At 69.3% G+C, this 22,802-nt stretch carries 24 protein-coding genes and 1 pseudogene; 10 read left to right on the forward strand and 15 right to left on the reverse strand.

What is annotated here, in order from left to right:
- Positions 1-36 precede the first annotated feature (36 nt).
- Positions 37-1,083, forward strand: a complete 1,047-nt coding sequence (locus tag ACWPOB_RS06710) for an AraC family transcriptional regulator (protein WP_100055914.1) — start codon at positions 37-39, stop codon at positions 1,081-1,083.
- A gap of 171 nt (positions 1,084-1,254) precedes the next feature.
- Here the strand turns inward: ACWPOB_RS06710 and ACWPOB_RS06715 are convergent, their stop codons facing one another.
- Positions 1,255-2,283, reverse strand: coding sequence for a 2Fe-2S iron-sulfur cluster-binding protein (locus tag ACWPOB_RS06715; RefSeq protein WP_455400298.1), 1,029 nt, complete (start codon positions 2,281-2,283; stop codon positions 1,255-1,257).
- 2 nt (positions 2,284-2,285) lie between these two features.
- Positions 2,286-3,503 carry a cytochrome P450 gene (locus tag ACWPOB_RS06720; RefSeq protein WP_455400299.1) on the reverse strand — a complete coding sequence of 406 codons (1,218 nt, stop codon included), beginning with the start codon at positions 3,501-3,503 and terminating at the stop codon, positions 2,286-2,288.
- Between the two features lie 129 nt (positions 3,504-3,632).
- Here ACWPOB_RS06720 and ACWPOB_RS06725 point away from each other — a divergent pair, with 129 nt between their 5' ends.
- The gene (locus tag ACWPOB_RS06725; RefSeq protein ID WP_455400300.1) at positions 3,633-4,658 is read left to right on the forward strand and encodes an AraC-like ligand-binding domain-containing protein; all 1,026 of its coding nucleotides are present in this window, start codon (positions 3,633-3,635) and stop codon (positions 4,656-4,658) included.
- Between the two features lie 187 nt (positions 4,659-4,845).
- On the opposite strand, the gene ACWPOB_RS06730 is transcribed toward ACWPOB_RS06725, so the two are convergent.
- Entirely contained in the window at positions 4,846-5,754 is a 909-nt protein-coding gene (locus ACWPOB_RS06730; protein WP_455400301.1) for an AraC family transcriptional regulator, read from the reverse strand.
- 238 nt (positions 5,755-5,992) lie between these two features.
- Between ACWPOB_RS06730 and ACWPOB_RS06735 the strand changes: the two genes are divergently transcribed.
- The 6 genes from ACWPOB_RS06735 to ACWPOB_RS06760 all read left to right on the forward strand — a co-directional run bounded on the left by ACWPOB_RS06735 (position 5,993) and on the right by ACWPOB_RS06760 (position 10,482).
- Entirely contained in the window at positions 5,993-7,306 is a 1,314-nt protein-coding gene (locus tag ACWPOB_RS06735; protein WP_100055911.1) for a cytochrome P450, read from the forward strand.
- Positions 7,307-7,329: 23 nt separating this feature from the next.
- Positions 7,330-7,641, forward strand: a complete 312-nt coding sequence (locus ACWPOB_RS06740) for an EthD family reductase (RefSeq protein ID WP_100055910.1) — start codon at positions 7,330-7,332, stop codon at positions 7,639-7,641.
- Between the two features lie 76 nt (positions 7,642-7,717).
- Positions 7,718-8,041 (forward strand): 2Fe-2S iron-sulfur cluster-binding protein, encoded by a 324-nt coding sequence (locus ACWPOB_RS06745; protein ID WP_455400302.1) that lies wholly within the window; start codon positions 7,718-7,720, stop codon positions 8,039-8,041.
- The gene (locus tag ACWPOB_RS06750; protein ID WP_455400303.1) at positions 8,038-9,321 is read left to right on the forward strand and encodes an NAD(P)/FAD-dependent oxidoreductase; all 1,284 of its coding nucleotides are present in this window, start codon (positions 8,038-8,040) and stop codon (positions 9,319-9,321) included. The genes ACWPOB_RS06745 and ACWPOB_RS06750 overlap by 4 nt, the downstream gene beginning before the upstream one ends.
- A gap of 15 nt (positions 9,322-9,336) precedes the next feature.
- The gene (locus ACWPOB_RS06755; protein ID WP_455400304.1) at positions 9,337-9,567 is read left to right on the forward strand and encodes a hypothetical protein; all 231 of its coding nucleotides are present in this window, start codon (positions 9,337-9,339) and stop codon (positions 9,565-9,567) included.
- A 321-nt stretch (positions 9,568-9,888) separates the two neighbouring features.
- Positions 9,889-10,482, forward strand: a complete 594-nt coding sequence (locus ACWPOB_RS06760; RefSeq protein WP_455400305.1) for an MBL fold metallo-hydrolase — start codon at positions 9,889-9,891, stop codon at positions 10,480-10,482.
- A 435-nt stretch (positions 10,483-10,917) separates the two neighbouring features.
- Here the strand turns inward: ACWPOB_RS06760 and ACWPOB_RS06765 are convergent, their stop codons facing one another.
- The 7 genes from ACWPOB_RS06765 to ACWPOB_RS06795 form a co-directional block, all read right to left on the reverse strand.
- On the reverse strand, positions 10,918-12,183 hold the full coding sequence (locus ACWPOB_RS06765; RefSeq protein ID WP_100055906.1) for an acyl-CoA dehydrogenase family protein: 1,266 nt from the start codon (positions 12,181-12,183) through the stop codon (positions 10,918-10,920).
- Between the two features lie 131 nt (positions 12,184-12,314).
- Positions 12,315-12,512, reverse strand: coding sequence for a tautomerase family protein (locus ACWPOB_RS06770; RefSeq protein ID WP_006933877.1), 198 nt, complete (start codon positions 12,510-12,512; stop codon positions 12,315-12,317).
- A gap of 2 nt (positions 12,513-12,514) precedes the next feature.
- On the reverse strand, positions 12,515-13,303 hold the full coding sequence (locus ACWPOB_RS06775; protein WP_100055904.1) for a 2-keto-4-pentenoate hydratase: 789 nt from the start codon (positions 13,301-13,303) through the stop codon (positions 12,515-12,517).
- Positions 13,300-14,094 (reverse strand): 2-keto-4-pentenoate hydratase, encoded by a 795-nt coding sequence (locus tag ACWPOB_RS06780; RefSeq protein WP_100055903.1) that lies wholly within the window; start codon positions 14,092-14,094, stop codon positions 13,300-13,302. The genes ACWPOB_RS06775 and ACWPOB_RS06780 overlap by 4 nt, the downstream gene beginning before the upstream one ends.
- Positions 14,095-14,139: 45 nt before the next feature.
- Entirely contained in the window at positions 14,140-14,967 is an 828-nt protein-coding gene (locus tag ACWPOB_RS06785) for an IclR family transcriptional regulator (RefSeq protein ID WP_029542304.1), read from the reverse strand.
- A gap of 213 nt (positions 14,968-15,180) precedes the next feature.
- A complete protein-coding gene (locus ACWPOB_RS06790; protein ID WP_455400306.1) occupies positions 15,181-15,609 on the reverse strand; it encodes a LysR substrate-binding domain-containing protein in 429 nt (142 codons plus the stop codon).
- Positions 15,555-16,070, reverse strand: a complete 516-nt coding sequence (locus tag ACWPOB_RS06795; protein WP_455400307.1) for a LysR family transcriptional regulator — start codon at positions 16,068-16,070, stop codon at positions 15,555-15,557. Before ACWPOB_RS06795 ends, ACWPOB_RS06790 begins: the two co-directional genes overlap by 55 nt.
- 95 nt (positions 16,071-16,165) lie before the next feature.
- On the opposite strand from ACWPOB_RS06795, the pseudogene ACWPOB_RS06800 reads away from it, so the two are divergent.
- Positions 16,166-16,805 (forward strand): annotated as a pseudogene (locus ACWPOB_RS06800) (LysE family translocator).
- Positions 16,806-16,808: 3 nt separating this feature from the next.
- Here the strand turns inward: ACWPOB_RS06800 and ACWPOB_RS06805 are convergent.
- Together ACWPOB_RS06805 and ACWPOB_RS06810 are read right to left on the reverse strand one after the other, a co-directional pair.
- On the reverse strand, positions 16,809-18,125 hold the full coding sequence (locus ACWPOB_RS06805; protein WP_455400308.1) for an MFS transporter: 1,317 nt from the start codon (positions 18,123-18,125) through the stop codon (positions 16,809-16,811).
- Positions 18,126-18,182: 57 nt separating this feature from the next.
- Positions 18,183-18,653: a VOC family protein gene (locus ACWPOB_RS06810; protein WP_100059010.1), complete on the reverse strand. Its 471-nt coding sequence runs from the start codon at positions 18,651-18,653 to the stop codon at positions 18,183-18,185.
- A gap of 146 nt (positions 18,654-18,799) precedes the next feature.
- Between ACWPOB_RS06810 and ACWPOB_RS06815 the strand changes: the two genes are divergently transcribed.
- Complete coding sequence (locus ACWPOB_RS06815; protein ID WP_455400309.1) at positions 18,800-18,973, forward strand: hypothetical protein; 174 nt, start codon at positions 18,800-18,802, stop codon at positions 18,971-18,973.
- A 14-nt stretch (positions 18,974-18,987) separates the two neighbouring features.
- On the opposite strand, the gene xylB is transcribed toward ACWPOB_RS06815, so the two are convergent.
- The 3 genes from xylB to ACWPOB_RS06830 are packed head-to-tail and all read right to left on the reverse strand — an operon-like array spanning position 18,988 to position 22,792.
- The gene (gene xylB / locus ACWPOB_RS06820) at positions 18,988-20,397 is read right to left on the reverse strand and encodes a xylulokinase (RefSeq protein ID WP_455400310.1); all 1,410 of its coding nucleotides are present in this window, start codon (positions 20,395-20,397) and stop codon (positions 18,988-18,990) included.
- Positions 20,394-21,320 (reverse strand): carbohydrate kinase family protein, encoded by a 927-nt coding sequence (locus ACWPOB_RS06825; protein WP_455400311.1) that lies wholly within the window; start codon positions 21,318-21,320, stop codon positions 20,394-20,396. Before ACWPOB_RS06825 ends, xylB begins: the two co-directional genes overlap by 4 nt.
- Entirely contained in the window at positions 21,317-22,792 is a 1,476-nt protein-coding gene (locus tag ACWPOB_RS06830) for a mannitol dehydrogenase family protein (RefSeq protein WP_455400312.1), read from the reverse strand. Before ACWPOB_RS06830 ends, ACWPOB_RS06825 begins: the two co-directional genes overlap by 4 nt.
- Positions 22,793-22,802 lie beyond the last annotated feature (10 nt).

The following is a 22,802-nucleotide window of genomic DNA, read 5'->3' on the forward strand; positions in this document are numbered from 1 at the left end:
GATCTGTAACACTAGAAGGCGGAGGTGTGGTGGAACATGGCTGAGCGCGAACAAACGGGTGACTCTGCGCGCAACGGAGCGGCCCCCGGCATCGTTTCCCTGCGGACGCAGGAGCTGGACACGAGCGAGGGGCACACCCGATGGGCGAGCACGCTGGGGCAGCTGTACTGCGAGATGGACGTCGCGTGGCCGAACCCACGACGTCACTTCGACGCGGAATGGGGCGGCCGGCCGTTCGGCGATCTGCACGTCAGCACGATCCGGGCCGACGCCCACACGGTGGTCCGCTCGCCCGCGATGGTCGACTCCGACTCCGGTGCAGGCTATCTCGTGTGCATCGTGACCGAGGGCCACGTCGAGGTGCAGCAGTCGGGCCGGACCACGACGGTCGAGCGAGGGTCGTTCGCATTGCTCGACTGTGCCACCCCGTTCGTCTTCCACTCCCCCGCACCGTTCCGGCAGATCGTCGTGCGGTCCCCTCGTGAACTGCTCACCTCGCGCCTGCCGGGGCGGATCGTCGAACACGGCACGGCCCGCACGATCTGCGGCGAGACTGGGCCGGGCGGACTGGTCGGTCGATTCTTCGTCGACATCGCGACGATGAATGCACCGATCTCGCGGGGGGCCGCCGTGTCGTTCGCCTCCTCGGCCGTCGACATGCTGGTCACCGCCCTCACCGAAGGCACTGTCGCGACCGGTGCCGCCCAATTGCACCGCACGGAAGATCTCACCCGCGTCCAGCGGGTCATCGAACAGAAGCTGCACGATCCCGAGCTCACGCTTCCGGATGTCGCCGCCGACGCCGGGATGTCGTTGCGCAACGTCCAGAAGCTCTTCAGCGCAGCGGGCACCACTCCGCGCGCATGGCTGTATCAGGCACGGCTCGAGCGCGCGCGGAAATACCTGTTGACGACCGCAATGTCCGTCGCGGAGGTCAGCGAATGCGCCGGTTTCCGCGACGTGTCCCACTTCAGCAGGACGTTCCGTAGTGCATTCGGGGCGAGTCCCGGCCAGTACCGGAAGGAACACGCGGAGAAATCGCTCGATGCGAATGCGGACCCGGTCGAGCGGAACCCACTCTGATCGTCTCACGGTTCCGTGCCGCGAATTTCCGCCTCCGCCTGAGTCGTTCGCCCGCACGACGGTTGCGCCCACGGAACCGGACCGCGGGCAGGCCGAAGTGCCGGGTGCCCGTCGTCCGAACACCCGGCACAGTCCCATGACGGCTTCGGGGCAGGATGGACCGTCCCGCCGTCACACGGGCGCCACCTCCGGCCGCGCGGGACTTGCCGTGAACTCCTCGCGGAAGATCAACCGCGGCGACATTCTCCGGCGCTTGAGCGCCTTGACCGCCGCCGCGACCATGGCCGGTGGACCGCACAGGAATGCGCTGTACCCCTTGCAGCTCGCGAAGTCCTCGAGCACGGCATCGGTGACCATGCCGGTCGCACCGTCCCACTCTTCCTCGCTGAGTACGGGGTGATAGCGGAACCGGGCGTCGGCAGCCTCGAGCGCCCGGAAGAAGTCGACGTCGTAGAGGTCCGCCCGCCCGCGCCCACCGTGGTAGAGGTCGATACTCGGAATGAGATCGTTCGCAAGAGCATGCAATGCGATGGATTTGAGCGGCGCGAGCCCGGTGCCGCCGCCGACGAGGATCGCCGCCTCCTGCCGAGGCTCGACCACGCCGAACTGCCCGAGCGGCCCGCGCAGATCGATCCGTTCACCGACCTGCAGTGGACCGAAAACCCATCCCTCGGTGGCCGCTCCCCCGTCGACGCACTTCACATGGAACTCCAGCCGCCGGGACTCGGAGGGCGCATTGGCCATCGAGTACTGCCGGGCCGTCCCGGAGCCCGGCACGAGCAGCTCGGCGTACTGACCCGCCTCGAACTCCATGGGTTCGTCGAGCTCGACGACGAGCCGGCGGGTGCGGTCCGCGATGTCGCAGAGCTCGCGCACCGTGCCGCGGTAGTCGCGGAGGGCGTGCAGCGGCCGATCCGGGGCCGCGTCGTTCACCGGCGCGACGACGAGGTCGGTGCGAGGTGTCGCCTGACAGGCGAGTGTGAGCCCGGACGAGCGCTCCGCCTCGCTCAGGATGGTCTCGTCGGGTCGGCCGTGGTCCACCTCGCCGCACAGCACCCGGATCTTGCAGGTCCCGCAGGTGCCCTGCGAGCACGCGTGCGGCAACCATCGGTTCGCCCGCAGTGCGGACTCGAGTACCGAACGGTCGGGCGCGCCGGGAAAGGCCCCGTCCTGCCCGGAAACGGTCACCGAGTGGCTCACGACTACACCTCCCATCGGACGTGCAGGCCCTGCGGGCCGCGGAAGGTCCAGCCCCAGAAGCTCGGGGTGCGGTCGGGGTCGGGTTCGATGTTCGGGATCGTCTCGAACAGCTCCTCGAGGGCGATCCGGACGATCGCGGTCCCGAGGTAGGTGCCGGCACAGGCGTGCTTGCCGGCGCCGAAGGCGAGGTGCGGCATGACCGGCCGGTCCACGTCGTAGGCGTCCGGGTTCTCCCACACCGTCTCGTCGCGGTTGGCCGAGCCGTACGCAAGTATGACCGGCGTACCCGCGGGCAGGTCGACGCCGCCGACGGTGACCTCCCGGTTCGTGACCTTGACGGCGGCGCTCCAGATCGGCGCAACCCAGCGCGCGCCCTCGTTGACCGCCCGCGGGAGGAGATCCGGATCGTCGACGACGCGTTCGAGCTGGTCGGGGTGCTGCAGCAGACCCGCCAGGGTGGTCGTCATGACGTGGCCGGGCTCCTGCAGTGCGCCGAGCAGGAACACGTAGATGTTGGGATAGATCTCGGCGCGGTCGCGGACCTGCCCCTCCGGCATCCCGTCGTGCAGCCAGTGCGAGATGAGGGTGTGGTCGGGATGGGAGGTCCAGTGGTCGAGCATCGGATCGACCGTCGCGACGATCTCGTCCTTGACCCGGTCGCCGGCCTCGAACGGTGCCGGATTCGCGAAGTTCCCGTCCTCGTCGACCGCGGCGTTGCCGTAGGACAGCGCGAGCGTCTGGAACCAGCGCACGAGGGTGTCCGACGGGACGTCCGTCAAGCCCATGAGGTCGCCGACGGCGCGGACGCTGACCGGCGCGAAGTATGCCTCCTGGATGTCGACGGCACCGAGGTCCTCGATTCCCTCGAGGATCCGCCGCGCCTGCGGCCGGACCAGTGCCTCGACGTAGGAGTCGACCGCACTGGGACGCAGTTGCGGATCGATCCACTCCCGAATCTTGCGGTGCTGCTCGCCGTTGGAGTCGAGAACCGTACCCTCCCCGAACGTCCGGCCCCCCGAGGGGGCGATCACCGTGGACCACGCCTGCGGATCCTGCGTGATCTGCAGGCACAACTCGCGCGAGGCCACGACGTGCATGCCGACGGCCGGCACGTACGCGACCGGCGCCTCCCGACGGAGCCGCTCGTAGATCGGATTCGGGTCGCGATCCAATTCCTCCATGGTGATCTCGTCGATCCAAGTGGTGGCACTCGCCGTCATGGTCGTATCTCCTTTGTACTCATCCGGATTCGGAGGTAGGAATGCTGACGAGCGGCGGACGGCGTGCGGATTGCCCGTCGCTCGAGCTCTTGTGATCTGGAACACTAGGGTGTGGAGGTGAGTAGGAACATGACCGAGAGTGCACCGATGGTTGACTCCGTCTGCACCGACGATTCCGGCAAGCAGGTCGTGCTCAGCACCCGCGGCCTCGCCTCGACCGAGAGACGCGTGCGCTGGGCGGACACCCTGGAGGCAACCTACTGCGAGATGGATGTCGACTGGCCGGACAAGAAGGGTCCGTTCGAGGCCGACCTGGCGGTCCGGTCGCTCGGGGAGCTGACGGTGAGCCTGGTGCGCGCTGATCCGCACGCCGTGGTTCGCACACCGGCGATGATCAGGTCGGATCCGAGCGACGACTACCTGCTTTGCCTGATCAGGCGCGGATCCGCGGTCCTGCGGCAAAACGGGTGTGAAGCGGTGCTCGAGCACGGAGCGTTCGCGATCCTCGACGCGACGACTCCGTTCGTGGTCGACGGGACGACTTCGTTCGAACAAGTCGTGGTGCGCAGCCCACGCGAACTACTGGCCACCCGCCTGCCCTCGCACACAATGGACCACATCACCGGGTCCGGCTTCTCGGGACAGGTGGGTATAGGACGGATCGTGTCGCGGCTCCTCGTGGAGCTCGCGACGACCGCCGAACCATTGTCCCTCCGGTCGTCCTTGTCGGTCGCCGGCTCGGCGCTCGACCTACTCGCCACCGCGATCGGCGAGTCGGCGCCTCCGACAAGATCCACCAGGCGCGTGCACGCGCAGGACCTGCGGAGCGTGCAGCGCGCGATGGAGCGGCATCTGCACGACCCCGATCACACGACTGCGGAGATCAGCGCCGAGCTGGGGATGTCCGTTCGGTACATCCACAAACTGTTCAGTACCGCCGGCACGACACCGCGCGCATGGCTGTACGAGCTGCGCCTGGAGCAGGCCCGGAACCAACTGCTGACGACCGACCTGACGGTCGCGGAGATCAGCGAGCACGTGGGTTTCCGAGACGTCTCCCACTTCAGTCGCGCGTTTCGACGCCGCTTCGACAGGAGCCCAGCGCAGTTCCGACGTGACGCTATCCACGACGGTGGGCCGTCGCCCGGTTCGTGATCGATCGGCCCTGGCCGGAAGTCGGCGCCCACTACAATCGAGTGGCGAAACCTCGTGTGGCGGCATGCAGCGAGAAGGCGGGGCATACCACTCCTACCCCGACCGGCTGGGCGGCATGTTCTCGACTGCATTGGCCGCCGTTCGGTAAGCCACCGTCAGTGCATCGCCGTAGCTTCGTCGGCTACCGTTACGGAATCGCGCGAAGATCCCGCGACGGGCTCACCCCGAAAGCTTCCCGATACTCCCCTGCGAAGCGGCCGGCGTGTAGAAAGCCCCACCGGCGAGCGATTTCGGTGACCCCCGCCGACTCCGGATCGGCGTTCACCAAGTCCCTGCGTACCCGCTGCAAACGGATTCGCTTCAGATGCCGCATGGGTGTCGTTCCCAGCGAGGTCCGGAAGCCCAACTGCAAGGCACGGACGCTGACCCCGAGGTGGCGGGAAACCTGCGCCACCGAGAGCGGCTCGTCGGCGTGCTCGTCCATGAAGTCCAACGCTCGCCGCACCACTGCGGGCAGCACCGCTTTCGGTGTGTCCAGCCCGCGCCGATGGTCGTGGTCCGCGGCGACGAGCAACCCGTTCATCAGGCATTCGGCCATCGGAGCGGCCATAATCGGATGCAGTCCTGAGGCCGTCGGGTCGTCGAGGGAGACAGCCAGCGCCCTCACCACCGACAGCCATTGTCGGCCGGGGACGGTGCGTAGATCGAATTCGACACCGAAAGCAATCGGATCGGTGAGCGCGCGACCGATACGCTCGGACAGTTGGTCCTCGAGAGCCCGCCGGTCGATCTTCACGGCAAGTACCGGTGCCGGATGCGCCGACGACCATCCCCGCAGCATCGTGCGGCGATCGCATCGGTACACAGCAGCAACATCCGGGGTAGCAACCATCCGTCCGTCCCCGGAGCCCGTCACCAGCTCACCCCTCAGGGGAATGTTGACCTGATACGCGTCGCGCAGCTCACCGGTGCTGATCTCCACCTCGGTCGAATAGTCCAGCCTTCCGAGAGTGATCGGTCCACAGGTCACCGCGGTCAGCTGCATCTCGAATGTGCGCTCGCTCCCCAGGACCCGCACCTCGTGCGGGTAGAACACTCCGCCGCCGATTGTGCGCGAAGCGTCGATGTCGTCCGACCGGAATGCAGTCGTCGCGGACTGCCGAATGCCGGTATCGCTCGATTCCACTGTGTCCATGTTCCGCTCGGATCGTCGCCATGCGTGTGCGCATATTGGCTGTACTTCTGCGCGCAGAGGATAGCCGTCGCTGTGACCGCGATCATAGTCTCTTCGAGAAGCTTACGGCAGCTTCGATTCCCGAAACCGGAGGAACCAGATGACCGTCGATCAAGCGCCGCGTGGCGTCACCAGCCCGACCGGATGCCCGGTATCCCGGATGGCCGCCGGGTTCGATCCGTTCCAGGGCCCGTATCAGGTGGATCCGTCGTCGTCGCTGAGGCAGGCGCGCGCCGAGGAGCCGGTGTTCTACAGCCCCCTGCTCGACTACTGGGTAGTCACCCGTTACGAAGACATCAAGCAGATCTTCAAGAATCCCGCGGTGTTCTCACCGCGGATCACGCTCGATCAGATCACTCCGATCAGCGACGAAGCCCTGCAGATCCTCGGCAGTTACGAGTTCGCCCCCGGCCCGACCATCGTCAACGAGGACGAGCCGATCCACACGCAGCGACGCCGCCTGCTCATGCAGCCGTTCGAAGCCGACAACGTCGCCACGTTCGAACCGAAGATCCGTCAAGTCGTCAACGCCTACCTCGACCGGGTCGTCAAGACCGGCCGCGCCGACCTCATCGACGATCTGCTCTACGAGGTGCCCTGCATCGTTGCCCTGATCTTCCTGGGAGTCCCGGACGAGGACATCGAAACCTGCCGCCACTTCGGCATGCAACAGACATTGTTCACCTGGGGCCATCCCGACGGCGAAGAACAGGTCCGCGTCGCCACCGGCATGGGCAAGTTCTGGAGGTTCGCCGGCGGACTGGTCGAAAAGCTGAAGGCGGACCCCGACGCCAAGGGCTGGATCCCGCACGCGATCGAGATGCAGCGCCAACATCCCGACCTGTTCGACGACAACTACCTCCAGAACATCATGATGAGTGGCGTCGTCGCCGCCCACGAAACGACCACCAACGCCACCGGCAACGCCTTCCGCACCCTGCTCGAAAACCGCAGTGCCTGGGAGCAGATCTGCGCCGATCCCACACTCGTCCCCAAGGCCGTCGAGGAGTGCCTGCGCTACAGCGGATCCGTCGTCGCCTGGCGCCGTATGGCGGTGACCGACACCACCGTCGGCGGTGTCGACATCCCGGCGGGTGGGCGCCTGCTCATCGTCACCGCGTCGGCGAATCGCGACGACGACACCTTCCCGGAGCCGGACGAGTTCGACATCCACCGTGGAAACGCGCGCCGGCACTTGACGTTCGGGATCGGTAGCCATACCTGTCTCGGTGCGACACTGGCACGGCTGGAGATGAAGATCTTCCTCGAAGAGACCTCCCGCCGTCTTCCGCACATGTCGCTCGTACCCGGACAGGAATTCACCTACCTGCCCAACACCTCTTTCCGAGGCCCCGAGCACGTACTGGTCGAGTGGGATCCCCAGCAGAATCCCGTCCCGGCCGACCGCCCCTGACAACATCGACCAGACAGGACATCATGTACCGCGTCACCATCGTCTACAATCAGCCCACCGATCCGGCGGCATTCGACGAGTACTACGCCACCAAGCATCTCCCGCTGGTACGAGAGATACCGAACGTGAAGAAGTTCGCCGTCGGCAAGTGCGATCCGCTCGATGGCAATCCCCCCGCTGCCTATGCGCTCGCCGAGCTGTGCTTCGAGTCCAAAGACGAGGCCGGGCAAGCTTTTGCCTCACCGCAAGGACAGTCCGCGGCCGGAGATGTCGCGAACTTCGCCACCGGTGGGATCTCGCTGCTGTTCAGCAACGAAGACACTGTTCTGCCCTGACCCGCCCGTGGGGTGTAGGCTGCTGCCACCGGCACCCCACGTCACCACCGCTTCATTTTCGCGAAAGAGAGATGACGTGCCTACCGTCACTTACGTCGACCCCGATGGAACCAAGCACGAGGTCGAGGTCGCCCCGGGCAAGAGAGTCATGCAGGCCGCCATCGCGGCCGGGATCGACGGCATCGTCGCCGAGTGCGGGGGCCAGGCCATGTGCGCGACGTGCCACGTCTACGTCGCAAGTCCGTGGGCAGAGAAGTTCCCTCCGGTCTCCGAGGAAGAAGACGAGATGCTCGACGACACCGTCAGCCCGCGCACTGACGCCAGCCGGCTCTCGTGCCAGCTCGTCGTCACCGACGAGGTCGACGGCCTGATTGTCCGCCTGCCGGAGGACCAGGTATGAGTACCCCCCGAGTCGTGGTGGTCGGATCGGGACAGGCCGGCTTCGAGGCAGCGGTCAGTCTCCGCGGGCACGGCTTCGACGGAGCCATCTCCATCATCGGCGACGAGAGCGGCGTTCCATACCAGCGCCCGCCGCTGTCGAAGGCCTATCTGCACTGTGAGCCTGATCGCGACTCGCTCGCACTGCGTCCGGCGCAGTACTTCGCCGATCACGGTATCGAGTTGCGGTGCGGCAAACCCGTCGTGCGACTTCATCGGATCGATCGACGAGTGGAACTGGTGGACGGTTCCACGGCCGAATACGATCACCTGATCCTAGCCACCGGTGCGCGCAATCGCCGCCTGCCCGTCCCCGGGTCAGACGCCGCCGGCGTCCATTATTTGCGCACCGCCGTCGAGGCCGAGGCGCTGACTGCACAGATGAAGGCGTGTTCGTCGCTCGTGGTCATCGGCGCCGGATTCATCGGGTTGGAGGTCGCTGCCGCCGCCCGCAAGAACGGACTGTCCGTCACCGTCGTGGAGGCGATGGCCCGTCCGATGGCCAGAGCGTTGACCGAAACGATGTCACAGTTCTTCTCCTCCCTTCACGCCGCCCACGGCGTCGATCTGCGGCTGTCGACCGGAGTCGAGCGGATCGTGGTGGACGACGGACGCGCCCGGGGGGTGATCACCAGTGACGGCGAGACGATCCCCGCCGATGCCGTCGTGATCGGAATCGGCGTTGTCCCCAATACCGAACTGGCCGAGCAAGCCGAGTTACGGGTCGCCAACGGCATTGTTGTCGATGCGCACCTTCGTACCTCGGATGAGCGGATTTCCGCCATCGGCGACTGCGCAGCGTTTCCCGGGGTGAGCGACGAAGGGCTCGTCCGACTCGAGTCGGTCCAGAATGCGGTCGACCAAGCCCGCTGCATTGCGGCCCAACTCACCGGTACCGAGACGGCGTACCGCAGTGTGCCGTGGTTCTGGTCGGAGCAGTACGAGGCCAAGTTGCAGATTGCCGGGCTGACCACCGGCACCGATACCAGCGTCGTTCGAGGATCGGTCGCGGACGGTGCCTTCTCCGTCTTCTGTTTCCGGCATGGGCGCCTGCTGGGTGTCGAATCGGTGAACAAGCCGCGGGACCATATGGCAGCGCGCAAGATGCTGGCCTGCACGATGCCGCTCACACCGGAACAAGCCCGTGACGTCAACTTCGATCTCAAACATGCTCTGTCACAGCGCCAGTCACAGACCGATCCTCATGCTGTCCCTCCCTCCCCGCTGTCGTCGGTCGGTTGACGAAAGGAATGACCCATGTCTGCCGAAGACCGTGAACTTCTCGAGCTCGCCCGCATCTGGCTACCGTATGGGGGTCCACCCGTCGGGGAGATCCTCGTTCGCTGCGGGATGAGCACAACACGGTTCTACGAGAACATCGCTCGCATCCTCCGCAGCCAGGTTCCCACTCGGCTGTCCCCTTCCGAGCGGGAACAGATCGAACGAGCTGCCGAGCAGTGTGCCGGAGTTCAGGTCGCGGCGGGATAGGGCGCGTCCGGGCTCGACAGTGGGTCGATGCGGGTCGGCGGAGCCCGAGTCTCGAGCGCACTGTCCATCGGAAGGGGGCTGGTCTGATTGTTCGACCAGGTCGCCGGCATGCCGGCACGCCTTACGGTGGAGCCGGCTGCCACCGAAGCCCCGGGAGGACAGATGCAATCGATGACTGTACGAGGTGCTCCCGTGTGTGAGGCGGAGCCGATGTCAATGGACAAGCCGACTGTAAAACGTATTCCGTGGGCGCAACTCAACACAGGACTGGATACCGATCGGAGACCACAGCAGTGAGGCAACCGACGGAACGGTCCTGCAGTGAGTAGCCGCTTTCGGATCGAGCGGGTCGACAACCGACGATCACAGCGCTCCGGGCGGTTCCTGTCCGAGCATTGCGAGACGAACGTCTGGGTGGTCGGCGACGACCGAGATGCGGTGATTGTCGATGCGGGCGGTCGGGCCGTCGATATCGCCGGTGTAGTCGGTGACCGGTGTGTCACGGCAGTGATCTGCACCCAAGGACGCCGAGCCCACGTCTCGGCGGCGGTCGAGGTGGGCATAGGGCTGTGTGCCCCGATCCTGCTGCATCCGGGCGACTACGACCTGTGGCAGGCGGTGCACGGGCAGCGTCAGTACTGGCGACTCGACGACGGGCAACGCATCGCCGTGGCCGGTGACGAAATCCGGGTGCTGCATACCCCGTCGGTGACCGCCGGCTCGGTGGCGTTGCACATCGAGCGCCGGGGCGTGGTGTTCACCGGCGACGCCCTGCGGAACGGATGTGAACCGCCCGGACACTTCCCGGCACCGGCTCCGGCGCTCGAACCCCTGTCGGGATTGCCGGCCGACACCCGTGTCCATCCGGGGCACGGTGACTGTTTCGTGCTCGGCGAGGCGTTCTCGTCGACCTGAACCGAAAGTGTCGCTACCAATGTCCTCGACATCGACCTCGCCACGGTGCCCCAGGGCCGGACACCGGCGATCGAATCCAACGTGTCCGCCATCTCCTCCGGCGGGTGCCTGAGAGGGCGTACCTCGGCGCGATCCTGCAAGACACCCACCATGCCGTGGACGGTCCTGGTCGTCGACACGGCGATCCAGCGCCTTGCGCGGCACGGTCTTGCTCATGAGCCGGACGGGCTCCTGCGAACGGATCCAGAGCGCCGTCATGGGCGGTGTCCTAGGCCCACCGCGGTCTATGCACCCTCCGATCTCGGCGGAGGAGTCCGACGCCCCTCATCGGGCTCCGTTGAGGGAACCCGATGAGGGCGACACCTGTCGGGCGGGTCAGCCTGCCGCATCGTCCGAACTGAAGAGTCTCGGACGGACGATGCGGAATCCGTAGTCCTACCCGGTGTGGTCCCGCCCGAAAATCTGCCGGGCGAGCACCCATTTCTGAATCTCGTTGGCGCCCTCGTAGATCTCACCGATCTTGCTGTCCCGGTAGATCGCCTCGACCGGTCCTTCGGTGTCGTCGGCTCCGAGGGACTGCACGAATCCGAGGCCGCCGAATGCCTGCACGGCATCCCGGGCGATGCGCGCCGCCAGGTCGGTGCCGCGCAGCTTCGCCATCGCCGCTTCGGGCTCGGGAAAATGCTCCCCTGCGTCGAGCCGAAGAGCCGCTTTCAGGTACAGGCTGCGGGCGGCCTCGAGATCCGCCGCGTAGTCGGCCATCACGAACTGCCAGTGCTGTTTGGAAGCCAGCGAACCACCGAACGCGTGCCGCGACTTCAGATGCGCGACGGTCCGGTCGAAGGCGGCCTGCGCCATGCCGACGCCGGCGGCGCCGATTCCGATGCGGCCGTAGGTGAGTGTCCGGAGCGCGACGCGCAGGCCGCCGCCGACCCGCCCGAGCACCAATTCCGGTCCGAGCGGAACACGGTCGAGGATCACGTCGGCCGTGATCTGCCCGCGGTTGCCGAGTTTGCGGTCGGGTGTGCCGACAGTGACGCCCGGTGCGCTGGTGGGAACGATGAAGGTGGTGAGGCTGTCGCCGGTCCGGGCGAGCACGACGACGACACCGGCGACCACCGAATTGGTGATCCACCGCTTGCGGCCGGTGAGCACCCACCCGTCGCCGTCCGGGCTCGCGACGGTCTGCACCGCCTCGGGAGACAGATCGCTCGACGCACCGGGCTCGCTCGTCGCGAACGACCCGACGATCTCCCCGTCGACGACGGGACGCAGCCATCGGCGCCGTTGCTCCTCGGTGCCCTGGTCCAGTGCCGTGCCGGCGAGGATGCAGTGGACGTCGTAGATGGCGGCGACGCTGTTGGAGTAGTACGCCAGTTCCTCGACGGCCACCGCGGTGGCCGTGGCGCGATGCGTGAGCCCGTCGCCACCGACATCCGCGGTGAAGGGAAGGCGGAACAGACCGTTCGAGGCCATGGCCTCGAACGCGTCCCGCGGGAACCCGTCGAGGCGCTCGTCCCCGCCGGCGATCCGGCCGGCGATCGGCGAGACGGTCCGGGCGGCGAAGTCCCGGACGCGGTCGCGCACCTGGTGCACCTCCGGGGGCGAAAGCAGGTCGTGGTACATCCGGTCCGCCACCCGTTCGCAGCCGGGCTCGGGCTCGGCAACCAGGGTGAGGGCGCGCTGTGGGTTCGACGTCATCGGGTTCTCCGGGGGATGCAGGGGATGGTGTCTCCCTTGTGTATCCCGCTTCCCCGCCCCGATGCGGCCCAATCACGATGCTCGACTTCGTCGCCGGCGGGCGCTGTCGCAGTTCGGGATATCCGGACCGTTCAGGCCCGTGTCTCACGCTCGGCGATCGTCACATCCCCCGCGGCGAAGTGTGTCTTCGGCGTCTCCCGCAGCACCACCCGGATGTTGGGCAGCGGCGCGTCCAGGGCCCGGTGCGCCGCCTGGGTCAGTTCGTGGATCAGCCTCCGGAGCTCGTCCGGGCTGCGCCCCTCCGCGATCGTCACGTCGATGAACGGCATCGTCAGCCTCCCGCCACGGTGACGGTGCCGAGGGTGGTGAAGTGCGCGGCGATGCGCGCCCCCGGTTGCACCGGCACGGCGTCGGTCATGCCGCCGGTGAGCACCACCCACCCTGCCTCGATGGCGAGTCCCCGCTCGGCCAGGGTGTTCGCGGCGAAGGCCAGCGCCTCCGCGGGATGTCCGTGCACCGCGGCGCCCGTCGCCGAATCCACCACCTCGCCGTCGACCTCGAGCAGGCACGCCTCGAGGGCGAGATCGAGATCCTCCGGCGCGCGGCCGACCGGACCGGTCACGTACCGCCCGGACGAGTTGTTGTCCGCGACGGCGTCCATCATCGAGAACTGGTAGCCGGAGAAACGGCTGTCGATGATCTCGATCGCGCCGACCACGTGCTCCACCGCGGCCAGTGCGGTCGCGGCCGAGACGCCGGGTCCCTCGAGTCTGCGACCCATGACGAACGCGATCTCCGGCTCCGCGCGGGCGTGGATCATCTTCTCGCGCGGGACAGGCTCGCCGATCGGCAGGATCATCCTGTCCGTGAGCCACGCGGTGGACGGCGAGTCCACGCCCACCTGCCGTTGCTTCGCCTTCGACGTGACCCCGAGCTTCACACCGGTGAGCCGCTCGCCGCGGGCGAGCCGCATGCGCAACGCGATGTCCTGCGCGGCGTACGCGGTCCCCAGGTCCAGTCCGTCCCATTCCGCGAGGATCGACGTCTGCGGCGTCACCGTGTCCTCCGCACGCAGCAGCACGTCGGCGACGCGGGCCGCGCTCCACAACTGATCGCTCATTTCTCGTCCTTTCCGCCGAGCACGGCGGTGACGCTGCCGAGTCCGCTGATGTTCGCCACGATGGAGTCGCCCGCCGCCACTGGAAACGCCCTGGTCATGGAGCCTGGAAGCACCACGTGCCCCGGTTCGAGGGTGACCCCGAGCGGGCCGACCGTGTTGGCCAGCCACACCAGCGCGTTGAGCGGGGACCCGAGCACGGCTCCGCCTGCTCCCGTCGCCGTGAGCTCACCGCCGATGTGGAGCGTGCATCCGATCAGCCTCAGGTCGACGTCACCGAGGGAGACCGGCCGGCTCCCCAGGATCACGCCGCCGGAGGAGGCATTGTCCGCGATGGTGTCGAAGATGCCGATCTTCCAGTCCCGGATCCGCGAGTCGACGATCTCGAGTGCGGGCAGCACGAAGTCCACGGCCCGCGCGGCTTCGGCGGCGGTGACGCCCGGACCGGCCAGCGGCCGGCCGAGCACGAACGCCACCTCGGGCTCGATCCGCGGCTGCAGGAAGCGGCCGGCGGGGATCGGCTGGTGCTCGAGGTGGAACATGCTCGCGGTCAGATGCCCGAAATCGGGTTGATCGACGCCCATCTGCCGCTGGATCGCGCGGGAGGCCAAGCCCACCTTGTGGCCCTTGACGACATCACCAGCCAGCGTCCACTGCTCGACCTGCAGCTGTTGGATCCGGTAGGCGAGTTCGATCGACGCGTCGGGATGGTCCGGGGTGAGCGGATCGATCGGTTCCCCCGTGCGATACACCTCGAGCAGTCGGTCTGCGGCCTTGTGGGCGGCGGTGTCCATGGCTCCTCTTTTTCGCTTGTCTCGTTCGTGCGGTCGGATTCGTGGTCAGGAGGCGCGTGGGCTCGCCGCCGTCAAACCGGCGGCACCCGGGTCGTCCCGCAGGAGCACGGGACTGCAGTCGTGGGCTTCGGCGATCGCCCGGGTGATCTCGTGCGCGGCACCGACCACCGCCCGCTCGAGCTGCGGTCGCCGCTGGACGAAGCGCGTCGCGGGCACGCTCACGCTCACGGCCGCCACGACGGAACCCAGGTCGTCGCGCACCGGGGCGGCGACGCAGTGCACCTCCGAGACCGTCTCCCCGAGGTCCGCAGCGAAGCCGGCCGAGCGCACACCGGCCAGGGCGTCCAGAAGCGCCTGGGGGTTCGTGGTGGTCGACGGTGTCAGCCGCCGCAACGGGCGCATGGCCAGATACCGGCGCACCTCGATCTCCTCGAGTTGCGCGAGCAGCACCTTGCCCACCGCCGTGGAATGCGCATCCAGGCGCGTCCCGATCCGCGCACCCTGCACGGTGATGTTGTGATTGCCGAGAATCTTGTCCACATAGAGGACGTTCCATCGATCCATGACCGCGAGATGAGTTGTCTCGCCGTACTTCTCCACCAGACGCTCGAGGACCGGGGCGGCACAGGACCGGACGTCGACGGTGCCGCGCAGCGTCTCTCCCAGCTCCACGACGCGCCAACCGAGCCGGTAGCGTCCGCGTGCGCGGCACTGGAGCAGCCCCGTGTCGACCAGGCTCGACAGCAGGGCGTGCGCGCTCGATCGGGGAACGTCGATCGCCGCCGCGACTTCGGAGACTCCCCACTCGGGTTGCTGCACCGTGAACAGGTCCAGCACCGGTCCGATCCTCTGCACCGTCTGCAGTGACGCCACGTCCAGGTCCGTCCTTTCGGGTCGCGGCGGGGGCCTCGAATGCGCACCACCCGCCGCCGGATGCTTGTGATCTGGAACACTAGGTCCCCGGATGGCGGGCGAACATGGCTGGGAATGCACAGAAGGATGACTCCACGCGCACCGAGTGCGCACATCCCGTCACGCTGCCTCGGAAATCGGCGCGAGACGTGCGCACTCGTGGGGCGCCGGCGGTTACGCGCCCAACGACATCCGCAGGTGCGACACGACGTGCGCGAGGGTCGGGTCGTCGAGTTGACCGGCGCGCCGGACGATGCTGACGACCCGCACGGCGCCGGGTGCGGGTATCGCCACCAGGTCCGGTCCCAGCGGCCTGCGGCCCAGTCGCGGCACCAGCGCGGCGGCGAGCCCGGCGCGCACGAAGTCCAGATGGATGTCGAAGTCGCTCGACGTGCAGGTGATCCGGGGGCGCAGGCCGTGCCCGGCGAACATGGACATCAGCCATTCGTGGCACAGCGTCCCCTCGCCGGTGGACACCCAGTCCGACGACGAGAGCTGTTGCGGTGAGAGCGTTTCGCCGAGGGCCGGCGGATGGTCCGCGCGCACGATCACGTCGGCGCCGTCGTCGAGCACATGTTCGGCGACGAGGGTGTCGGGCAACACCCGCGGCAGCGACCGCCAGTGGTGCAGCACGGCGACATCGGCCCGCCGGTGGCCACTCTCAGGGCAGCGTCGACCGGGTCGGCCTCGACGACCCTGACGGACAGATCCGGCCGGCCCCTGGTGGCCGAGGCCAGCGCCGCGGGGATGCCGGCCCGGATCGCCGTCGTGAATGCCGCCACCGTGACCGCGCCGGCGATCCGCGACGATCCCGAGACCCGGAAGAAGGCCGATTCCAGCTGCCCGAGAAGGGGTTCGGCGTCGTCGAGGAGGCGCTGGGCGGCGGGGGTGAGCACCACCCGGCGGCCCGCCGGGGCCGTGAGGGCCGCGCCGAGGCGTCGCTCGAGCCGTTTGACGCGCTGGCTGACGGCGGAGGGCGTGTAGCCGAGGGCGCTCGCGGCCTCGGTGACCGTGCCGTGGTCACGCAGCGCACGCAGGGCCACGAGACCGTCGACGTCGAACATGTAGCAACATTACACAGAACCCTGCACAAAGTTGTGATGGACGTGCACGTTTCTGGGCGGCACTCTCGATCCTGTCCCGAACGGAAAGGGTTGCCGTGGTTTCTGCCTCCGCCGCGGCCGGGGTGGCCGTGGTCGCGCTGGGCATGGTCCTCACTCCCGGCCCGAACATGATGTACCTGACCTCGCGGTCGCTGGCGCAGGGCCGCCGGGCCGGCCTGGTGTCCCTCGCGGGCGTCGGCACCGGGTTCCTCTGCTACCTGCTCGCCGCTGCGGCCGGGCTCTCCGCCCTGTTCGCCGCGGTCCCCGTCGCCTACGATCTCCTGCGCCGGCGCGGGCTATCTCGCGTATCTCGCATGGGGCATCCTGCGTCCCGGCGGCGGTGCACTCTTCGCCCCGGTCCCTGCGACCGAGCACTCGGCGGCGCGACTGTTCGGCATGGGCCTCGCGACGAACGTGCTCAACCCGAAGATCGCCCTGATGTATGCGGCGCTGCTACCCCAGTTCGTCTCGCCCGCCGCCGGTCCCGAATGGCGGCAATTCCTCGTGCTCGGCGCGGTCCAGATCGGGGTGGCGCTGACGGTGAACGGGTTGATCGTGCTCGGCGCGGCAGCCGTTGCGCGCCGCGTGGCAACGCACCCGCGGGCCGTGCGGACCCAGCGCCTCGTCACCGGCACGGCGCTCGGGGCCTTCGCCGTGGCGACGGCCTGCAGCCAGGCGCCGCCCGCACGGGCGTAAGGCTCAGGCCTCGAGCACCTGACCCTTGCGCTCCGGCAGCGTGTAGGCGGCGACGGCGGCGACGGCGAACGCCGCCGCGAACACCCCGAAGACGAGCGGGTTGCCGCCGGCCGTGAGCAGCCCGGGCACCAGCAGCGGCGCCAGGATCGACGCGATGCGCCCGAACGCGGCCGCCGCACCGGTCCCGGCGGCCCGCACCGACGTCGGATACAGTTCCGGACCGATCGCGTACAGCGCGCCCCACGCGCCGAGGTTGAAGAATGACAACGCCATTCCGGCGGCGACGATCCGGGTGGGGGTGTCGGCGAGGCCGAACAGCCCCGCGGCCACGGCCGAGCCGACGAGGAAACTCGCCAGGGTGGCGCGCCGCCCCCACACCTCGATCAGCCACGCGGCGACCGCGTATCCCGGCAACTGCGCGAGCGTGATGATCAGCGTGTACTGGAAGGACTTCACCAAATCGAAGCCCTGCGTGACCAGCAGGCTGGGCAGCCAGATGAAGGCCCCGTAGTACGAGAGGTTGATGCCGAACCACACCGTCCACAGGGCGACGGTCCGGGGCCGCAGCCGCGACGACCAGATCGACTCGGCCGCCGCCGGGTCGGTGCGCACCGGGCGCGACGTCTCCTCCTGGCCCGGGGGCGCGTCGACGCCGGCGGACGCCTCGAAGGACCGGACGGCCGTCTCGGCCTCGCCGTAGCGGCCACGGCTCTCGAGGTACCGGACGGATTCGGGCAGGCCGAACCGCACGACCACCGCGTACACGGTGGGGACGATCCCCACGGCCAGCGCCCAGCGCCAGCCGTCGTCGCCGAGCGGAATCACGAAATAGCCGATGAGGGCGGCGAGGATCCACCCCGCCGCCCAGAACGCCTCGAGCGCCACCACCATGCGGCCGCGCTGCCGGCGCGGCGCGTATTCACTGACCAGGGTCGACGCCACCGGAAGTTCGGCACCGAGTCCCAAACCGACGACGAACCGCAGCACGATCAGCACCGCGACGGAGCCGGCGAGCGCGGCGGCACCGGTGGCCAGGCCGTATACCAGCAGCGTCACCGCGAACACCTGGCGCCGGCCGATCCGGTCCGCGAGCAGGCCGCCGAGCGCGGCGCCGACGGCCATCCCGACGAAGCCGATCGAACCGATCCACGACAGCTCGGTCGTGCTCAGGCCCCACTGCACCGCCAGGGCGGCCATCACGAACGAGATGAGCCCGACGTCCATGGCGTCGAGCGCCCAGCCCACACCGGAGCCGAGCAGCAGCTTGCCGTGCCTGCGGGTGAACGGGAGTTCGTCGAGCCGCTCGGTGCGCGTGGTCATCGACCGAAAGCTATCACCGCCGCCGCGGTGTCCGCTGGGCTCGGCCGCCGCGCCGGTTCAGCCGCGGGCGGCGTCCTCGAGCGGCGCGATCTCGATCCTGCGCATCTGCAACATCGCCTCGGTGACGCGCCGGGCGACCTCGGGGTCGGTGTCGGAGAGCAGCTCGTAGAGCCGCCGCGGCACCACCTGCCAGGACAGCCCGAAGCGGTCCTTCAGCCAGCCGCACTGGCTCTCCTCCCCGCCCTCGGTGAGGGCGTTCCAGTAGTGGTCGACCTCGTCCTGGTCGGCGCAGTCGATCTGGAACGACACCGCCTCGGTGAACGAGAACTCCGGGCCGCCGTTGAGCGCGACGTAGCGCTGGCCGTCGAGTTCGAAGTCGACGGTCATGACGGTGCCGGCCGGCTTGGGGCCGGTGTCCTGGTAGTAGGTGGTGCCCAGGATCTGGGAGTCGGGGAACACGCTGGTGTAGAACTTGGCCGCGTCCTCGGCCTCGGTGTCGAACCACAGGAACGGGGTGATCTTCGGCATCGTCTTCTCCTTGCTCGGTGGATGACGGCGCCCTGTCGGCGTCACAGATATCGACCCGAGACGGAACCGGAACTCATCGCGGTCGCGACCGCTGCCCGCACGGGCGATCATGAACTGGTTTCGATACCCGTCGGAAGGAGACGCTCATGCGGACATCGGCTCGCATCACCACGGCAGTTCTCGGCGCCACAGTCCTGTCGGCGCTCGCGCCCGGCACGGCCCTCGCCGACACCGCCGACGACGGCTCCAGCGTGATCGGGTCCGCCGAGATCTTCTCCTGGCTGATCGACTTCCTGGCCAGTGCCTTCGGCCTGTCCTGAGCCGGCCGCCCGCGTCAGCCGCAGCGGATCGTGCCCTCGGTCAGGTCGCGGACCTCCGCGTACCGGGCGCGCACGGCCGGCATCGGGTCGGTTTCGTAACGCTGCACGGCACCACCCTGCCACCGCGGTGGTTCCGCCCCGCCGTCGAGCACCCACGCCGCCTGGCGGGCCGCGCCGACGGCGACGTACTCGCCCGGCTCGGGCACCTCGACCGGGACCCCGAGCACGCCGGGCGCGACCTCGCGCAGCGCGCGGGAACGGGCGCCGCCACCGACGAGCAGCACCCGCCGCACCGGCACGCCCTGCGCGGTGATGTGGTCGAGGCCGTCCGCGAGCGAGCACAGCAGTCCCTCCACGGCCGCGCGCGCCAGGTGCTCCCGCGTCGAATTCGTCAGGCGCAGGCCGTGGATCGCGCCGGTCGCGCCGGGGCGGTTGGGGGTGCGCTCGCCCTCGAGGTACGGCACCATCACGAGCCCGCCGGCGCCGGGCGGGGCCGACAACGCGAGCCGCGACAGTTCGTCGTGGTCGACGCCGAGCAGCGCGGCGGTGGCGTCGAGGACCCGCGCCGCGTTGAGGGTGCACACGAGCGGCAGGTGGCGGCCGGTGGCGTCGGCGAAGCCGGCGACCAGCCCGTCGGGGTCGCGGGTGGGGGTGACCGAGACCGCCGAGACCACGCCCGACGTGCCGACGGAGACGATCACGTCGCCCTCGCGCGCCCCGAGGGCGAGGGCGGCGGCGGCGTTGTCCCCGGCGCCGGGTCCCAGCGCGGCGCCCCGGCCCGTCTCCCCGACCTGTTCGGCCGGTCCGGCCACCCGCGGCAGCAGGGGCCGCCGGCCGCGCAACGCAAGTTCGAGCAGGTCGGTGCGATAGGCGTCGTCGGCGGCGCTGTAGTAGCCGGTGCCGCTGGCGTCGCTGCGGTCGGTGATCAGCGCGCCGATGTCCGATCCTCCGGCCAGCCGCCAGGTCAGCCAGTCGTGCGGCAGGCACAGCGCCGCGGTGCGGTCGGCGCGGCCGGGTTCGTGGTCGGCGAGCCAGCGGGCCTTGGCGACGGTGATCGCGGCGAGCGGGACGACGCCGACGGCGTCGGCCCACTGCTGTCCGCCGCCGAGGTCGGCGACGAGGTCGGCGGCGGCCGCGGCCGAGCGGGTGTCGTTCCACAGCAGCGCCGGGCGCACCACCGTCCCGCTCTCGTCGAGGGTCACCAGCCCGTGCTGCTGACCCCCGACCGACACCGCGGCGACGTCGTCGAGCCCGCCGGCGGCGGCGACGGCGCGGTCGAGGGCGTCCGCCCAGGCACGCGGGTCGACCTCGGTGCCGTCGGGGTGCGGGGCGCGGCCCTGCCGCACGATGTGGCCGGTGTGCGCGTCGCAGACGAGCACCTTGCAGGACTGGGTGGACGAGTCGATCCCGGCGACGAGCGTCACCACGGCTCCTTCGGGTCGGCGTCCCGCTCGTCGCGGGTGGGCAGGTCCGCGCCGGCGCGCGCGACGGTGCGGGCCGCGGTGAGCGCGGCGACGTCCAGGGCCGTGCGCAGCGCGTCCGGTTCGATTCCGCGCAGGCCCTCGCGGTCGCCGAGCAGCTCCTGGGTCCACAGGGCGTCGAGCAGGCCGGCCATGAACGCGTCGCCGGCGCCGACGGTGTCGACGACCTCGACCGGCTGCGCGGCGACCTCGACGGAGCCGGACCGCGCGACGGCGACGGCACCGCCCGCGCCGAGGGTCACCGCGACGAGCGCCGGCCCGAGTGCGAGCCACTCCCGCGCGACGTCGCGGGGGTCGCGGCCGGGGGCGAACCAGCGCAGGTCTTCGTCGCTGGCCTTGACGACGTCGGCGCCCGCGACGAACCGGGTGATGCGGTCGCGGGCGCGCGGGTCGTCGCCGACGAGCGCGGGCCGGACGTTCGGGTCGTAGCTGACGGTCGCGGTGGGCACGTGCCGGTCGAGCAGCGCGGCGACGGCCTCGCAGCCGGGTTCGAGCAGGGCCGCGATGGATCCGGTGTGCACGTGCCGGGCACCGGGCGTGGGACGAGGATCGGGCAGTTGCCATTCCAGGTCGAACTCGTATGTGGCGGAGCCGTTCTCGTCGAGCACGGCGGTCGCGGTCGGGGTGCGCGCCGCGGTGCTGCTGCCGGCGGCGAGCCGCACCTTCGAGGCCGCGAGGTGGCCGACGATACGGCGGCCGCGGTCGTCGTCGCCGATATGGGTGACGAACTCGACGTCGCGGCCGAGCCGGCCGAGGCCGACGGCGACGTTGAGTGGGCTGCCGCCGACGTGTTCGACGGGCTCGGCCGCGCCCCGGCGGACGATGTCGACGAGCGCCTCGCCGATCACGAGGACGGGCCCGTTCACGATCCGACCTTGCTGCGCAGGGCTTGCAGGGTGGCGCGGGCCCCGACGCGGTGCAGGGACCCGAGCGCCCACAGGTAGGCCTCGACGAACCGCGGCTGATCGGCGAGATCCCCGAAGACGGACCGGTTCCCGAGGAAGGCGGTCGGCTCCTCGCGCTGGCTGCGGGCGAGGGGCCCGAGGGTGTCGGCGAGCCGGTCGACGACCTCGACGGGGTCGCCGGCCTCGTCGATGCCCTCGGCGTAGCGGGCCCAGCTGGCCACGACGGCGGCGGCCAGGCGCACCGATCCGCCCGTGGCGAGGTTCTCCCGCACCACCGGCAGCAGCCACTTCGGGATGCGGTCGGAGGATTCGGCGCACAGCCGGGCGACGGTGTCGCGGATCTCGGGATTGGCGAAGCGCTCGATCAGGGTGCGCTTGTACTGCGCGAGGTCGATGCCGGGCACGGGCCGCAGGGTGGGGGTGGCCTCGGTGTCCATGTAGTCGAGCAGGAACTCCGCGAACAGGGGGTCCTGGGCGGCCTCGTGCACGTAGCGGTAGCCGCACAGATGGGCGAAGTAGGCCAGCGCCTGGTGGCTCGCGTTGAGCAGGCGCAGCTTCATCAGCTCGTACGGCGCGACGTCGTCGACGAGTTGCACCCCGGCCTCGTCGAAGGCAGGACGGCCGCAGGAGAAGTCGTCCTCGAGCACCCACGAGGTGAACGGTTCGGCGACGACGGGCCAGCGGTCGCGGACGCCGAAGCGGGCGTCGAGTTCCGGGGCGATGTCGTCGGTCGTGACCGGGGTGATGCGGTCGACCATCGAGTTGGGGAACCGGGTGTGCTCGCGCATCCAGCCGGCGAGATCGGGGTCGACGAGCTCGGCGAAGGACGTGAAGGCCCGCCGGGCGACGGTGCCGTTGCCCTCGATGTTGTCGCACGACATGATCGTCGGCGACGGCAGCCCCCGCTCCCGGCGGCGCGCGAGCGCGGCGGTGACCAGGCCGAAGACGGTGCCGGGCGCGTCGGGGTGCTCGAGGTCGCGGCGGACGGCGGGGTCGTCGACGTCGAATTCGCCGGTGTCGTGGCGGATGTTGTAACCGCCCTCGGTGACGGTGAGCGAGACGATGCGGGTGGTGGATGCGGCGATCAGCTCGATCACCGCCTCGGGATCCTCGGGGGCGTAGCGGTAGTCGACGATCGAACCGATCACCCGCGGTTCCCATTTGCCGTCCGGGTGGCGCAGGATCAGGGTGTAGAGGCCGTCCTGGGCCGCGAGGGCGTGGCGCATACGGCGGTCGCCGGGCATGACGCCCACGCCGCAGATGCCCCAGTTGCGGGCGGCGCCGCGTTCGAGCAGCCGGTCGACGTACATCGCCTGATGGGCACGATGGAATCCGCCGACCCCGAAATGCACGATGCCGACGCCGATGTCGCGACGCGAGTAGGTCGGGCCGGGGACGGGCAGGGCGTTCAGGGTGTTCTCCCCCAGGTTCACTTCGGGGCTC

This window comes from Rhodococcus sp. 2H158, assembly GCF_053764755.1.

What these genes read in the sequence shown, in the direction of transcription:
- ACWPOB_RS06755 (WP_455400304.1), top strand. Translation starts at nt 9,337, where the DNA reads ATGTCTGCCGAAGACCGTGAACTTCTCGAGCTCGCCCGCATCTGGCTA.
- ACWPOB_RS06765 (WP_100055906.1), bottom strand. Translation starts at nt 12,183, where the DNA reads ATGACGTCGAACCCACAGCGCGCCCTCACCCTGGTTGCCGAGCCCGAG.
- ACWPOB_RS06710 (WP_100055914.1), top strand. Translation starts at nt 37, where the DNA reads ATGGCTGAGCGCGAACAAACGGGTGACTCTGCGCGCAACGGAGCGGCC.
- ACWPOB_RS06740 (WP_100055910.1), top strand. Translation starts at nt 7,330, where the DNA reads ATGTACCGCGTCACCATCGTCTACAATCAGCCCACCGATCCGGCGGCA.
- ACWPOB_RS06780 (WP_100055903.1), bottom strand. Translation starts at nt 14,094, where the DNA reads ATGGACACCGCCGCCCACAAGGCCGCAGACCGACTGCTCGAGGTGTAT.
- ACWPOB_RS06720 (WP_455400299.1), bottom strand. Translation starts at nt 3,503, where the DNA reads ATGACGGCGAGTGCCACCACTTGGATCGACGAGATCACCATGGAGGAA.
- ACWPOB_RS06750 (WP_455400303.1), top strand. Translation starts at nt 8,038, where the DNA reads ATGAGTACCCCCCGAGTCGTGGTGGTCGGATCGGGACAGGCCGGCTTC.
- ACWPOB_RS06735 (WP_100055911.1), top strand. Translation starts at nt 5,993, where the DNA reads ATGACCGTCGATCAAGCGCCGCGTGGCGTCACCAGCCCGACCGGATGC.
- ACWPOB_RS06795 (WP_455400307.1), bottom strand. Translation starts at nt 16,070, where the DNA reads ATGTTCGACGTCGACGGTCTCGTGGCCCTGCGTGCGCTGCGTGACCAC.
- ACWPOB_RS06815 (WP_455400309.1), top strand. Translation starts at nt 18,800, where the DNA reads ATGCGGACATCGGCTCGCATCACCACGGCAGTTCTCGGCGCCACAGTC.
- ACWPOB_RS06770 (WP_006933877.1), bottom strand. Translation starts at nt 12,512, where the DNA reads ATGCCGTTCATCGACGTGACGATCGCGGAGGGGCGCAGCCCGGACGAG.
- ACWPOB_RS06725 (WP_455400300.1), top strand. Translation starts at nt 3,633, where the DNA reads ATGACCGAGAGTGCACCGATGGTTGACTCCGTCTGCACCGACGATTCC.
- ACWPOB_RS06775 (WP_100055904.1), bottom strand. Translation starts at nt 13,303, where the DNA reads ATGAGCGATCAGTTGTGGAGCGCGGCCCGCGTCGCCGACGTGCTGCTG.
- ACWPOB_RS06810 (WP_100059010.1), bottom strand. Translation starts at nt 18,653, where the DNA reads ATGCCGAAGATCACCCCGTTCCTGTGGTTCGACACCGAGGCCGAGGAC.
- ACWPOB_RS06805 (WP_455400308.1), bottom strand. Translation starts at nt 18,125, where the DNA reads ATGACCACGCGCACCGAGCGGCTCGACGAACTCCCGTTCACCCGCAGG.